This is a genomic window from Bradyrhizobium manausense (genome assembly GCF_001440035.1).
Classification (GTDB): domain Bacteria; phylum Pseudomonadota; class Alphaproteobacteria; order Rhizobiales; family Xanthobacteraceae; genus Bradyrhizobium; species Bradyrhizobium manausense.
This window is the reverse complement of the sequence record NZ_LJYG01000105.1, coordinates 4,193-17,811: the sequence shown is the minus strand read 5'-3', so window position 1 is coordinate 17,811 and position 13,619 is coordinate 4,193. Positions and strand designations below refer to the sequence as shown.

Below are 13,619 nucleotides of genomic sequence, written 5' to 3'. Positions count from 1 at the left end.
CTCAGGCCACCGCCGCCACGGGAATGGCACCGCCTGGGCCGAACAGCTCACGCACCTCGGCGGCCGGTCTCGGTCTGCTGAACAAATAGCCCTGCATCTCGGTGCAGCCGAGAGCACGCAGCATCTCGCGCTGGGCCTCGGTCTCGACGCCTTCGGCAACCGTGGTCATGTTGCTGGCGGACGCGATGTTCACCACCGCCTGCACGATCACGGGCGCGCCGTCGGCGTCAGCGATGTCGGCGACGAAGCAGCGGTCGATCTTGATCTTGTCGAACGGGAAGCGCTTCAAATAGCTCAGCGACGAATAGCCGGTGCCGAAATCGTCGAGCGCGATGCGCACGCCGATCGAGCGGAGCTGGTGCAGGATCTGGAGCGCCGCCTCGTCGTCGCGGATCAGCACGGCTTCGGTGATCTCGAGTTCGAGCCGCCGCGGATCAAGGCCTGCCGCATCGAGAGCGCCGGCGATCCGGAGCGCCAGCGTGCCACATTTGAGCTGCACGGGAGAGACGTTGACCGCGAGGCGGACATGGGCGGGCCAGGTCGCGGCCTCGTTGCAGGCCGTGCGCAGCACCCAGTCGCCGAGATGGTTGATCAGGCCGGTGTCCTCGGCGATCGGAATGAATTCGGCCGGCGACACCATGCCGCGTTCGGGATGGCGCCAGCGCAGCAGCGCCTCGCAGCCGGAGACCTCGCCCGAATGCAGATTGACCAGCGGCTGGTAGTGGATCTCGAAGCCGCCATTGACCAGCGCCTGGCGCAGATCCTGCTCCAGCGAGAGGCGCGCCTTGGCGCTCGCGTCCATCTCCGGCACGAAGAAGCGGTAGGTGCGCCGCCCCTCCGCCTTGGCGCCGTACATGGCGAGGTCGGCACTCTTGATGAGCTGATCGAGGTCGGCCCCGTCCTGCGGCGCAAGCGCGATGCCGATGCTGGCGTCGGTGGAGAGCTGGTGGCCGAGGCAGTGGTAGGGACGGCGGATCGCTTCCTGGATCTGGCTCACGAAGCCCAGGACGTCGGTGGATGATTGGATTCCGGTCTGGATCACCGCGAACTCGTCGCCGCCGAGCCGCGCGATCAGATCGCCCGGCTTGAGGCAGGCGCGGATGCGGCCGGCGATCGCCATCAACAGCTCGTCGCCGACATGATGGCCGAGCGAATCGTTGATGCCCTTGAATTCGTCGACATCGATATAGAGCAGCGCAAACCGGGCGCCGCCGACGACCTTCTCCAACTCGCGCTCGATCTGCTCGCGGAACAGCACGCGGTTGGGCAGGTCGGTCAGCGCATCGTAATGCGCCATATGCGCGATCTTCTCGGCGGTGTTGCGCTGCTCGGTGACGTCCTCGATGACATTGATGATGTAGCGAGGGTCGCCGGCCTTGTCGCAGATGCCGATGCGCTTTGAAATGGTATGGCGCTGGCCTTCGGTCGGGGTCTTCCAGCTCTGCTCCTTCTGCAGCAGCCGGTCCGGCGATTGCAGCACCGCATCATCGTCGCGCGTGACGATGTCGGCGTCCGCTTCCGGCAGGATATCGGCCGCGGTCTTGCCGACGATGGTCTTGCCGCCTTCCCCAAAAATGTCCTCGGCAATCCGGTTGACCAGAAGGTAGCGCCGCGTGTGAGCGTCCTTCACCGTGATCTGCGAGGGAATGTGGTCGATGATCTCGCGCAGGAACGTGTAGTTGCGGTCGCGTTCTTGCTCGAGATTGCGTCGCTCCGTGATCTCTTCGATGGTGGCGACGCCACCCTGCGCAAGCGGGGTGTTGATGACCTGGAAGGCCCGGCCATCGGTCAGTTGATGAGTCCGCTTGGAAACGGTGCCTTCGGTGACGACGCTCATGACCTCGGCGTAGAATGCCTCCACGTCACCCTCGAACGCAGCGCGCTCCTTGCGGTGGCGCATCGCGTCTAGGATGTGGCAGCCCGGTTTGATGACATCGTGCGAAAGGCCGAACATGTCGGCGTAGCGGCGGTTGCAGGTGACGATATAGCCGTCGGCATCGTACAGGATCAGCCCCTGCGACATGTTGTTGAGGGCGGTGTCCAGCCGCCGCCGTTCCGCCTCCAGCCGCTGCTGCGCCTCGCGGTTCTGCCTGACGATCTGGCGGATGATCATGAAGAAGATCAGCGCGATGATCGTTGCCGCCAGCATGGCCGTGGTGATCATGAATCGCGTTTGCTCGCGCCAGTCGGCGAGGGCCGATTCCATCGTATTCGTTGCGAGGACGATGATGGGAAAATTCTGGAGCGGGGCTCCCGCGGCGAGACGGCCCTGGCCATCGATCGGACTGCTCTCGATTCGCAGGGTCTTCCGACCCCCCTCGGCCAAAATCTTCTTCAGCAACGGCCCGTTGGCGAAGCTCTTGCCGATCAGTTCCTCGGCGTGCGGATGGCGTGCTAGCATCGTGCCGCCGCGATCGAACAGCGAAATGGCGGCGCCGGCTCCGAGCGATACGGAGGAAAAATACTTCTGGTAGCTCCCCGGATCGACCCGCCGCACCATGATGCCCAGCAATTCGCCCGTTGGACCGGTCAAGCGGCGCGCGACCACGGTGGTCCACTTGCCGATGAGAAAGCTCTGCACGGTCTCCAGCAGCACCGGCTCGGATTGGGGATTGGACTTGAAGGTCTGAAAGTAGGCGCGCGATGCGATGTTGATTTTTGGCAGCGGCTCGTTTCGCGACCAGTTGATGAGGTCGCCGTTGACGTCATAGATCGCGATGTCGCCGAGGTAGTTCACGGCGCTGATCTTGTTCGCGAGCATACGGTGTGCTTCGTCGCTCGACATGCGTTCGCGGAACGCCTCGGGCGAGCTGATCCCCGGTAGCTTCATCTGCGAGATGAGATCGCCGGCTACGATTTCGGAGTCCTCGAACTGCTGATCGAAGTGCCGGGTCAACAACAGGACCGTGTTCTCCAGCTCGCGCTCCTTGTTGGCGAGCGCGCGCTCCCGAAAGTCGCCAACGGCTATCGCGGTCGCGGCGAAGATGCCGGCGACGAGCAGTGCCCCCGAGAGTGTCAACCACAGCACCGGGCCGCGCCGCATGGCCGCGTCCCGGCCGCCCTTCACGGCCCGGACCATCGCAGCTGCCATTTGTTGAAAAACCTGGCGCATCCCACTCCCCTGGAGGAGCAGAGATACTATGGACAGGTGGCGTAATGCTTAGGAAAGCCGGTTACCCATGGCTTAAACCGGTCTACAGATATCTCGCAAAGCCGGAACTGGCGCGCTGCGTTGCATCGTTAATCGAAGCCTAATGCGGCGTGCCGGCACTCTTGTCGCCACGGCCGTGACGTAGCCGCCCGACCACGCCGGTCGGGAAGAAATACACGCTTGCGATGAAGAGCAACCCGAGCCAGAGCAGCCAGCGGTCGGGATGCAGCAGCCCCGGCAGCAATGGCAGGCCGGCTTCGCTCGCGGCTTTGGAGGCGACGCCCATGAGCGATTGCAGATAATTCTGGGCAAGGATGAAGATCGTGGCGCCGATGATCGCGCCGTAGATCGTGCCCATGCCGCCGATCACCACCATCAGGAGAATGTCCAGCATGATGGAGAAACTGAGCGAGGTGTCCGGCCCGGCATAGCGCAGCCACAGCGCGTTCAGGATGCCGGCGCTGGCGGCGACCAGGGCCGCGAGGCAGTTGGCGTAGGTCAGATGGAACACGGTGCGGAAGCCGAGCGCCTCGGCACGAAAGCGGTTCTCGCGGATCGCCTGCAGCACGCGGCCGAACGGCGAGTTCACCACGCGCAGCAGGGCCAGGATCATCAGGGCCGAGATCGCGAACACCAGATAGAAGGTCAGGATGCGGCCGTTGACCTCGAAGCCGAACAGGTTCTTGGAGATCAGCACCGTGCCGGGGCGCAGCAGCTCCGGCAGCTGGAAGCTGCGACCGTCCTCACCGCCGGTGAGCCATGACAATTGCGAGGCCAGGACCTGGAAAGCGGAGGCGACGGCGAGCGTGATCATCGCAAAGAAGATCGCGGCCACCCGCAACGAGAACAGGCCGATCGCAAGCGCAAGCAGCGCGGCCAGCGGCAGGCCGATGACAATGCCGGTGGCGACCGCGGCCCAGTTCGCGCCCATGCCATACAGCGCGATCGCGATCGCGTAGCTGCCGATGCCGTAGAACATGGTGTGCGCGAACGACACCGTGCCGGTGTAGCCGAGCAGCAGGTCATAGGACGCGACCAAGGCGGCAAAGACGCAGATCTTGGCCGCGACGTTCAGCGCCTTTGCTCCCGGAAACAGAAACGGTGTTGCCGCCAGCGCCAGGATGATGACGACAAGAATGAGCGTGAGCACGCGGCTGCGCGGCGGATCGCCTGAGAGAAGCATCATCGGCTGGTCACCGCATAGAGGCCGCGCGGGCGCCACATCAGAACGGCGACCATCAGCAGGATGTTGGAGACGAGGGCGAGTTTCGGCACCAGGAAGCCGCCGTAATTGGCGACCATGGCCACCAGGATCGCGCCGATGAAGCAGCCGCCGATCGAACCGAGGCCGCCGATGATGACGACGACGAAAATCAGGACGGTGAGCTCGTCGCTCATGGAGGCATGGACCTGCTCGCGATAGAGCGCCCACATCACGCCGCCGAGGCCGGCCAGCGCCGATCCCGTCATGAACACGCCGAGGAACAGCCGGCGGATGCGATAGCCGAGCGCCTCGACCATCTCGCGATTCTCGACGCCGGCGCGGATCAACAGGCCGAGCTTGGTGCGGTTGAGCACGAGCTGGATCGCGACGAAGACGGCCAGGCCAATCAGCATGGCCAGCACGCGGTATTTCGCGATCGCGACGTCACCAAGGATGAAGGAGCCGCGCAGCGAGGCCGGCAGCGGCATCGGAATGATCTGCGGCCCCCATAGCGCATACAGCGTCTGCTCGGCGACGATCAGCCCGCCTGTTGTCATCAGGATCTGCTTCAGGTGCTGGCCATAGACGGGCAGGATCAGCACGCGTTCGACGACGAGGCCGAGCGCGCCTGATACCGCCATCGACAGCAGCGCCGCCGGCGCCAGCACGGCGAGGTTCAGCCAGAGCGAATCCGCCTGCACCGAGGCCGCAAATGGCGCAAAGACCAGCGTTGCGACATAGGCGCCGACCGCGATGAAGGCGCCGTGGCCGAAATTGAGCACGTCCATCAGGCCGAACACCAGCGTCAGCCCCGAGGCCATGATGAAAATCATCATGCCCATGGCGAGGCTCGCCGCTGTCAGCGTCAGCCAGGTCGAGGGCGAGCCGACCAGCGGGATCATGGCTAGCGCGAGTGCGACCGGCAGCAGGATCGGCGCGAGGTCGCGCTTCGGCTTCGGCAGCGGATCTGATGCAGCGAGTTCAGTCACTGATGCGCCTCCAGGCTCAGGCCGAGCAACCGTTCCTGCAGCGGCACGTCGGCGGCCAGCGCCGCCATCTCGCCGCGATGGACGATGGTGCCGTTGTCCATCACCAGCACGCTGTCGCCGAGCTCGCGCGCTGCAAAGAAATTCTGTTCGACCAGCAGAATGGTCGCACCCTTGCGCTTGATCTCCTTCAGGCACTCGATCAGCGCCATCACGATCGCCGGTGCCAGGCCCTTGGTCGGCTCGTCGATCAGCAGCAGCTTGCGCGGCTCGATGATGGCGCGCGCAATCGACAGCATCTGCTTCTGCCCGCCGGAGAGACTTCCGGCGCGCGACAGCCAGAACCGGCGCAGCGCCGGGAAGAAGCCAAAGATCCATTCCAGCTGTCTGTCGTCCATCGCCGCATCGCGCGCCGCGAGGACGAGATTTTCCTTCACCGTGAGATCGGAGAACACGGCCATGCTCTCGGGCACGTAGCCGACGCCCAGCCGCGCAATGTCGGGCGTGGCGAGGCTCTCGATGCGCGTCCCGCCGAGCGTAATCTCGCCTGAGGAGGCCTGCCACAGGCCCATGATGGTGCGCAGCGTCGTGGTCTTGCCGGCGCCGTTGCGGCCGAGCAGCATCGTGACCTGCCCTTGCGGGACAGCGAGGTCGATGCCTTGGAGAATATGGTAGCGCCCGATATGGGTGTGCACGCCGGAAAGTTTGAGCAGGTCGGTCATGCGGCGCCCCCTGCAACCTTCTTGGGGGCTACGCCGAGATAGGCTTCCTGCACGATCGGCGAGGCGATCACCTCGGCAGGCACGCCGTCGGCGACGAGCTGGCCGTTGTGCAGCACGATGATGCGGTCGGCGAGCGAGCGCACCACGTCCATCTTGTGCTCGACGAGGAGGATGATCTTGCTCTTGTCCTGCTTGAGCTGAGCGATCAGGTTCAGCACGACAGGCACCTCGTCGATGCTCATGCCGGCGGTCGGCTCGTCGAACATGAACACTTTTGGTTCCAGCGCGATCATCAGCGCAACTTCGAGCTTGCGCTGGTCGCCATGCGACAGCGCGGTCGCGGCGACGCTGCGGCGGGTGCCGAGCGCGACCTGGTCGAGGATGGCATCCGCGCGGGCGATCAAATCGCGGCGGACCATCCAGGGCCGCAGCATGTCGTAATGGGTGCCGCTCGCCGCCTGCACCGCGAGGCGGACGTTTTCTTCCACCGTCAGATTCGGGAAGAGATTTGTGAGCTGAAACGCGCGCCCGAGACCTGCGCGGCTGCGCAGCGGCGCGGAATGCTGAGTGATGTCGGCGCCGTCGAACAGGATGCTGCCGCTGGATGCGCGCAGCTGGCCCGAGATCAGATTGAAATAGGTGGTCTTGCCGGCGCCGTTCGGCCCGACAATGGCGGTGAGCTCGCCCGGGCGGAACGTACAGCTGACATTGTTGACCGCGACATGCCCGCCGAAGCGGATGGTGAGATCACGGGTTTCGAGGGAGAGGGGCATGGAGAGTCTGGAAATGATGAAACTGGATTTATCCGCGGTCGCGGTGCGCCCCCTCCCCCGCTTGCGGGGGAGGGCAGGGGAGAGAGTATCTCCGCAACGGGGCAATCCCAAAGATGAGAAAGCCCTCACCCGGCGCTTCGCGCCGACCTCTCCCGCATCCGCCTTCGCCAAGGCTTCGGCGGACAAGAGCGGGAGAGGTAACCAGCTCACCGCTTGTTCTTGATCGGAACGTCCATGTCCTCGATCTTCAGCTCGCGCACCGGCTCGAGCACGGCCCAGGCGACGTTCGGATCGACCTTGACCTTGAAGTGATACATGCTCTGCAGCGCCTGATGGTCCTCCTTGCGGAACACCATCTTGCCCTTCGGCGTGTCGAACTCCATGCCTTCCATCGCCGTGATCAGCTTCTCGGTGTCGGTCGATTTCGCCTTGGTGACGGCGGCGACGACGGACATGGCGGCGGCAAAGCCGCCCGCGGTGAAGAAATCCGGCGGCGCGTTGAAGCGCTTCTGGTGCTCGGCAACGAGCCAGTCATTCACCGGATTCTTCGGGATGTCGTAGTAATAATAGGTGGCGCCTTCCATGCCGGGCAGGCTCTTGTAGGCGGCGAGCGCCGGCAGGATATTGCCGCCGGTCGAGAGGTCGATGCCGTAGCGCTTCGGATCCATGTCCTGGAGTTTTGCCAGTGGATTGCCGGCGCCGGCCCAGATCACCCAGATCACCTTGCGGCCCGGCTTGTCCTTCAGGGCATCGAACAGGCGCTGGCCGACCGCGGTGAAGTCGGTGGTGCTGGTCGGGGCGTACTCCTCCGCGGCGAGCGTCGCGCCGGTCTTGGCGAGGGCCTCCTTGAAGGCGGCGACGCCGTCGCGGCCGAAGGCGTAGTCCTGCGCCAGCGTGGCCACTGTCACGCCCTGCTTGCCGATGGCGACCGCGTTCGAGATCGCGTCCTGCGATGAATTGCGCGCGGTCCGGAAGATGTAGCGATTCCATTTCTCGCCGGTAATCTGGTCCGCGACCGCCGGCTCGACGATCAGGATCTTCTTGTTCTCTTCCGCAACGGGGAGAATGGCGAGCGCGGCGGCCGAGGAGGTGGTGCCGATGGCGATATCCGCCTTGTCGTCCTGATAGGCCTCCGCGAGCGCAGCCTTGGCGAGGTCCGGCTTGCCCTGGTCGTCCTTGGTGACGATGACGATCTTGCGGCCGTCGAGCGTCATGGTGCCCTTGGTGGCGTATTCAAAACCCATCTGCAGGCCGGTCTCGGTCTGCTTGGCATAGGCTTCGAGCGGACCGGTCTTGCCGTAGATCAATGCGACCTTGAGATCGTCGGCGTGCGCGGCAGTCGCCGCAGCGAGGGCGAGAACGGTTGTTGTTATGATGAGTGATCGACGCACGATGGTCCCTCCTGAATTGATTTGTTGGGCAATAGCGATTTGCACAGCCTGACGGACATTGCAATTCGACCTTACGGCTGAGGCGGCTGCTCGCAAGCTCTGCATCATTTTTTAACCTCGCCGCGCCGCGAGCCGCGCGCCGCCGGCCTCGGTCTGCCAGTCCGACCGCGCCTCCTCGGCGCTCTCGAAGATGTGCGGCGCGACACCGCGCCGCTCCAGCGCTTCGCCGAGCTTGATGCGCAGGAAACCGGAGGTCGTGTAGCGCGACACGCCGGTATAGAAGCGGTCGACCAGGCTGCGCACCATGGCCGAGTAATCGTCCAGCAGCTCCGGCAGGATCGAGAAGTTGTCATAATTGACGATGGCGTAAACCTTGCGGCCGAGCGGGGCGAGCCTGGCCTCGACGGTGCGCGCGATCGCGTCGATATCGGCCTTGCTGCGCAAGGGATAGCGCTCCAGGTTGATGAAGAACAGGTTCTGCTGCTCGTCCAGCGCAAAACGCTGGCCGAGCGGAATGGTCAGCAGCCGCTCGCGCAGATCCATGGGACCGTCGCGGAAGATGCGGGCATCCATCAGGCTCGGCTCGCGCGGGATCAGCGGCTTGAAATCCATCAGGCGCAGGATGTCGCGGTCGATGTCGATGCCGGGCGCGACTTCCGTGAGCTCGAGCCCGTCGGGCCGCAGCGCAAAGACGCAGCGCTCGGTGACATAGAGCACAGGTTGCCCGCGCGCCGCGGCAAAGCGGCCGCTGAAGGTCACATGCTCGACCTTGTCGACGAACTTGCGCGACTTCGCCTCCTCCACGATGGCGAGCTTGCCGTCGTTGACGGCGATGCGTTGCCGGCCGGCGGCAAAGGTGCCGACGAACACGACCTCCTTGGCATTCTGGCTGATATTGATGAAGCCGCCGGCGCCGGCCAGCTTCGGCCCGAACTTGCTGACATTGAGATTGCCGGTCCGATCGACCTGCGCAAGCCCGAGGAAGGCGGCGTCCAGCCCGCCGCCGTCATAGAAGTCGAACTGATAGGGCTGGTCGATCACCGCCTGGGTATTGATCGCCGCGCCGAAATCGATGCCGCTTGCGGGGATGCCGCCGATCACGCCAGGCTCCGCCGTCAGCGTGATCAGGTCTATGATGCGCTCTTCATTGGCGACGGAGGCGATGCCCTCGGGCATGCCGATGCCGAGATTGACGACGCTGTTGGCCTTCAGCTCGAAGGCCGCGCGGCGGGCGATGATCTTGCGCTCGCTCATCGGCATTTCCGGCAGCGAGGCGGTGCGCACGCGAATCTCGCTGGAATAGGCCGGATTATATGGCGTGCCAAAGGTCTGCCAGTGATGCTCGGGCTTGGCCACGACGACGCAATCGACCAGCACGCCGGGGATCTTGACCTGGCGCGGATTGAGGCTGCCGCTCTCGGCGACGCGCTCGACCTGGGCGATGACGATGCCGCCGGAATTGTGCGCGGCCATGGCAATCGCCAGCGCTTCCAGCGTCAGAGCTTCCTTCTCCATGGTGAGGTTGCCGTCGGGATCGCCGGTGGTGGCACGGATGATCCCGACATTGATCGGGAACGTCCGATACAGCAGGCACTCTTCGCCGCGCAGATTGATCAGCTCCACCATGTCCTCGGTGGTGCGCGGATTCAGCTTGCCGCCGCCGTTTCGCGGATCGACGAAGGTGCCGATGCCGACGCGGGTGACGTGAGCCGGACGGTGCGCGGCGATGTCGCGGAACAGATGCGTGATCACACCCTGCGGCAGATTATAGGCTTCGATCTGGTTCGCGATCGCGAGCTGCTGCAATTTCGGTGCAAGGCCCCAGTGTCCGCCGATGACGCGGCGGACCAGGCCCTCATGGGCAAAATGGTTGAGGCCGCGGTGCTTGCCGTCGCCCTGGCCCGCGGCATAGACCAGCGTGAGGTTGCGCGGCTTGCCTTGCGTGTAGGGCGCATCGCCCTCGTTCGCCAGATAGAGCTCCTCCAGCGCGATTGCGATCTCCTCGGCAAAGCCGATGCCGACGAAGCCGCCGGTGGCGACCGTGTCGCCGTCGCGAATCAGCATGACGGCTTCAGCCGCCGTGACGATCTTGCCCTTCTCTGAATGGGGCAGGTAAGCCAAGGCTGGGTGCTGGCTCATCGCATTCCCTCCCGTGCTTTCCGCGGATCCTATGGTCCGCTCTTCTTGCTTGGTTTGATCTGTATCACGGGAGCGGCGAGCCGCTCCCGTGCCGTGAGCGCCGGCTCATTCAGGGCTGTCAGGCCTTGCGCGTTTCGGTGGCGAAATAGACCGAGACCACCGTGATGATCGCGAGCCCGATCATGTAGAGCGAGATCGGCCAGGTCGCGGGCGCATAGGCTGTCATCAGCCCCGTCGCGATCAGCGGCGACAGCGCGCCGGCGAAGATCGAGGCGAGGTTGTAGCCGAGCGAGACGCCGCTATAGCGCACCTTGGTGCCGAACAGCTCCGACAGGAAGCTCGCCTGCGGGCCGTACATCGCGGCGTGTCCGATGGCGAGGCCGAGCACGATCGCGATCCATGCATATTGCGGATTCTTGGTCGCCAGCAGCATGAACAGCGGGAACGACATCAGCGCCGAGAACACCGCGCCGAAGATATAGACCGGCCGGCGCCCGACCTTGTCGGACAGCGCGCCGAAGGCCGGAATGGTGAAGGTCTCGATCGCGGCTGCGATCAGCACCCCGTTCAGCATGTCCTGCTTTTGCATGCCGAGCGATTGCGTCGCATAGGCGAGCACGAAGGTGGCGTAGATGTAGAAGAAGCCGTTCTCCGCAAAGCGCGCGCCCATCGCCAGCAGGATGTTCTTCGGGTACATCCTGATCGCCTCGAGGATCGGCATCTTCACTTCCTGCTTGGTGTCCTTCACCTTCTGGAACTCAGGCGATTCCGCGATGGTGAAGCGGATCCAGAGACCGACCACCACCAGTGCGATCGAGAACAGGAACGGAATGCGCCAGCCCCAGGCCAGCAGCTGCGCGTCCGTCAGCATCGCCGAGACCACCGAGAACACCAGCGTGCCGAGCACGAGGCCGAGCGGCGCGCCCAGCTGCGGCCAGCTGCCGTAGAAGCCCTTCTTGTCTGCTGGCGCGTGCTCGACCGCCATCAGCACCGCGCCGCCCCATTCGCCGCCAAGGCCAAAGCCCTGGACCAGGCGGCAGGTGATGAGCAGGATCGCGGCCCAGATGCCGGCGGTGTCGTAGGTCGGCAGGAATCCGATCGCCGCCGTCGCCGCACCCATGATCAACAGCGTGAGATAGAGCATGGTCTTGCGGCCGATCTTGTCGCCGTAATGACCGAACACGACCCCGCCGAGCGGACGGGCGATGAAGCCGAGCGCATAGGTCGCGAACGCCAGCAGTGTACCGATCATCGGGTCGAAAGTCGGAAAGAACAGCTTGTTGAAGATCAGCGCGGCGGCGGTGCCGTAGAGGAAGAAGTCGTACCACTCGATCGCCGTGCCGATCAGGCTGGCGGTGGCGACGGTGACGTGTGACGGGTGTCGTGCTTGCAGCTGATTGACGGCGATCGCTCCACTCATCTGGCGTTCTCCCTGGTTGCGAATGCGCATGTGCAGCATGCGTCATTGTGCAAAGCGAAGAGCAAGCTCTGCGCCAGATGCCATAGGTTTGCGCAAATGGGCGGAAAATCCAGCAGATTCAGCGTGGGCGGCGCCGCCAAGGCACAATGCGCCATGTCAGGAATCCGAGACTCCGGACACGCGGTGTCTCGAAACTCAGACGGGTGTGGCGCCCGAGGCGAGGCCGAACTTGGCGAGCTTCTTGTAGAAGGTCGCGCGCGAGATCTGGAGCATCTTGGCGGCTTCCGAGATCTGGCCGTTGCTCGCGGCAAGCGCCTGCTCGAGCGTGTGCTTCTCGAACTCGGCTTCGGCCTCGGCATAGGGCAGGACGAGACCGGTCGGGCGCGACGGTGCCGCCGGTATCATCTCCGCGCTCACGGGGAGAATGCGATCGAAATCGTCGCTGGTGAGGCGTCCCGAATCGCTCAGGATCAGCGCGCGTTCCAGGATGTTGCGTAGCTCGCGGACATTGCCGGGCCAGCCGTACCGCGCCAGCGCAGTCAGGCCGCTCGGCGTGATCCTGGCGTTGAGATAATCGCCGGATGCGCTGATGTCTTCGAGCAGCCGGCCGCAGATCTCCGGCAGGTCGTCCAGGCAATGACGCAGCGGCGGCAGCACGATCGAGAGCACGTTGAGCCGGTAGTAGAGATCGGCGCGGAACGTCCCCTCGCTGACCCGCTTGTGCAGGTCGACATTGGTGGCGGCAATCACCCGTACGTCGACCCTGGTGACCTTGTCGGAGCCGAGCGGCTCGATCTCGCGCTCCTGCAGAACGCGCAGCAGCTTGGCCTGCAATTGCAGCGGCATCTCGCCGATCTCGTCGAGAAACAGCGTGCCGCCGTCGGCGATCCGAAATTTTCCGTCGCGCCCCTTGCGGTCCGCACCGGTGTAGGCGCCCGGCGCCGCACCGAAGAACTCCGATTCGATCAGCGTGTCCGGGATCGCCGCGACGTTGACGCTCACGAAAGGCTTTTCGGCGCGCGCCGATGCATTGTGGATAGCCTGCGCCAGCATCTCCTTGCCGGTGCCGGTCTCGCCCGTGAGCAGGACCGTCACACTTTGGCGCGCGGCGCGTGCCGCGAGCGTCTTGGCCTGCGCAATGCCTGCGGTGCTGCCGACATAATCCTCGAAGGTGAAGCGTGCGGCGCGCGCGTGCGACAATTGCCGCCGCGCCAGCCGCAGGTCGTTCTCGAGCTGGGCGACGCGACCGAGCAGCGGCTTCAGGCCTTCGAGGCGATCATAGAGCACGAAGCCGATCGCACCGATGATGTTCCCTCTCTCGTCCTCGATCGGCATCCGGGTCACGACCAGTTGCTGGCCGCCGAGCTCCATGATGTCGAGGATGATCGGCTCGCCCGTTTCCACGACCCTGCGCAACAGGCTGTTGGGGATCACCTCTTCGATCGGGCGGCCGAGCGCCTCGGATTCATGCGAGAGGCCGATCGCGGTGACGTATTTTTCGTTGACATAGACCACGCGCCCGCTGCGATCGATCGCGATGGCGCCCTCACAGAGATGCTCGAGCCGCTCGAACAGCGTCTCCATTGCGCGTGCGCGGATATAGGCGGGATCACTGACGACGGAAGAGGGACCGGACATGGCGTACCTCGGGAGGCCTGCCTGTGTATTACCAAAAGGGCAGCGATTTCAAAGGGAAATCGACGTGACTGGGTTAATGCGGTGGTCGGTTCGCCCGCGATCTATGTCCCCTCACCCTGAGGTGCCGGAGCGTAAGCGGAGGCCTCGAAGGGCGACGAGCCCGGCTGACACCTCGGCCGTACATCCGAGGCTCCC

Annotated in this window: 9 protein-coding genes; all 9 read right to left on the bottom strand. The window is 64.5% G+C overall.

Annotated elements, in window-relative coordinates:
- Position 1: 1 nt before the first annotated feature.
- A complete protein-coding gene (locus AOQ71_RS28890) occupies positions 2–3,112 on the bottom strand; it encodes a bifunctional diguanylate cyclase/phosphodiesterase (RefSeq protein WP_057753938.1) in 3,111 nt (1,036 codons plus the stop codon).
- Between the two features lie 139 nt (positions 3,113–3,251).
- Positions 3,252–4,337: a branched-chain amino acid ABC transporter permease gene (locus AOQ71_RS28885; protein ID WP_205668270.1), complete on the bottom strand. Its 1,086-nt coding sequence runs from the start codon at positions 4,335–4,337 to the stop codon at positions 3,252–3,254.
- On the bottom strand, positions 4,334–5,344 hold the full coding sequence (locus tag AOQ71_RS28880) for a branched-chain amino acid ABC transporter permease (protein ID WP_057753931.1): 1,011 nt from the start codon (positions 5,342–5,344) through the stop codon (positions 4,334–4,336). The genes AOQ71_RS28885 and AOQ71_RS28880 overlap by 4 nt, the downstream gene beginning before the upstream one ends.
- The gene (locus AOQ71_RS28875) at positions 5,341–6,063 is read right to left on the bottom strand and encodes an ABC transporter ATP-binding protein (protein ID WP_057753927.1); all 723 of its coding nucleotides are present in this window, start codon (positions 6,061–6,063) and stop codon (positions 5,341–5,343) included. Before AOQ71_RS28875 ends, AOQ71_RS28880 begins: the two co-directional genes overlap by 4 nt.
- The gene (locus tag AOQ71_RS28870) at positions 6,060–6,836 is read right to left on the bottom strand and encodes an ABC transporter ATP-binding protein (protein ID WP_057753922.1); all 777 of its coding nucleotides are present in this window, start codon (positions 6,834–6,836) and stop codon (positions 6,060–6,062) included. The genes AOQ71_RS28875 and AOQ71_RS28870 overlap by 4 nt, the downstream gene beginning before the upstream one ends.
- A gap of 206 nt (positions 6,837–7,042) precedes the next feature.
- The gene (locus tag AOQ71_RS28865; protein WP_057753919.1) at positions 7,043–8,227 is read right to left on the bottom strand and encodes a substrate-binding domain-containing protein; all 1,185 of its coding nucleotides are present in this window, start codon (positions 8,225–8,227) and stop codon (positions 7,043–7,045) included.
- 111 nt (positions 8,228–8,338) lie between these two features.
- Complete coding sequence (locus AOQ71_RS28860; protein WP_057753917.1) at positions 8,339–10,366, bottom strand: acyl CoA:acetate/3-ketoacid CoA transferase; 2,028 nt, start codon at positions 10,364–10,366, stop codon at positions 8,339–8,341.
- Between the two features lie 118 nt (positions 10,367–10,484).
- Positions 10,485–11,786 (bottom strand): MFS transporter, encoded by a 1,302-nt coding sequence (locus tag AOQ71_RS28855; RefSeq protein ID WP_245317230.1) that lies wholly within the window; start codon positions 11,784–11,786, stop codon positions 10,485–10,487.
- Between the two features lie 195 nt (positions 11,787–11,981).
- On the bottom strand, positions 11,982–13,424 hold the full coding sequence (locus AOQ71_RS28850) for a sigma-54 interaction domain-containing protein (RefSeq protein ID WP_057753911.1): 1,443 nt from the start codon (positions 13,422–13,424) through the stop codon (positions 11,982–11,984).
- Between the last annotated feature and the right edge of the window lie 195 nt (positions 13,425–13,619).

What these genes read in the sequence shown, in the direction of transcription:
- AOQ71_RS28890 (WP_057753938.1), bottom strand. Translation starts at nt 3,112, where the DNA reads ATGCGCCAGGTTTTTCAACAAATGGCAGCTGCGATGGTCCGGGCCGTG.
- AOQ71_RS28885 (WP_205668270.1), bottom strand. Translation starts at nt 4,337, where the DNA reads ATGATGCTTCTCTCAGGCGATCCGCCGCGCAGCCGCGTGCTCACGCTC.
- AOQ71_RS28875 (WP_057753927.1), bottom strand. Translation starts at nt 6,063, where the DNA reads ATGACCGACCTGCTCAAACTTTCCGGCGTGCACACCCATATCGGGCGC.
- AOQ71_RS28870 (WP_057753922.1), bottom strand. Translation starts at nt 6,836, where the DNA reads ATGCCCCTCTCCCTCGAAACCCGTGATCTCACCATCCGCTTCGGCGGG.
- AOQ71_RS28860 (WP_057753917.1), bottom strand. Translation starts at nt 10,366, where the DNA reads ATGAGCCAGCACCCAGCCTTGGCTTACCTGCCCCATTCAGAGAAGGGC.
- AOQ71_RS28855 (WP_245317230.1), bottom strand. Translation starts at nt 11,786, where the DNA reads ATGAGTGGAGCGATCGCCGTCAATCAGCTGCAAGCACGACACCCGTCA.
- AOQ71_RS28850 (WP_057753911.1), bottom strand. Translation starts at nt 13,424, where the DNA reads ATGTCCGGTCCCTCTTCCGTCGTCAGTGATCCCGCCTATATCCGCGCA.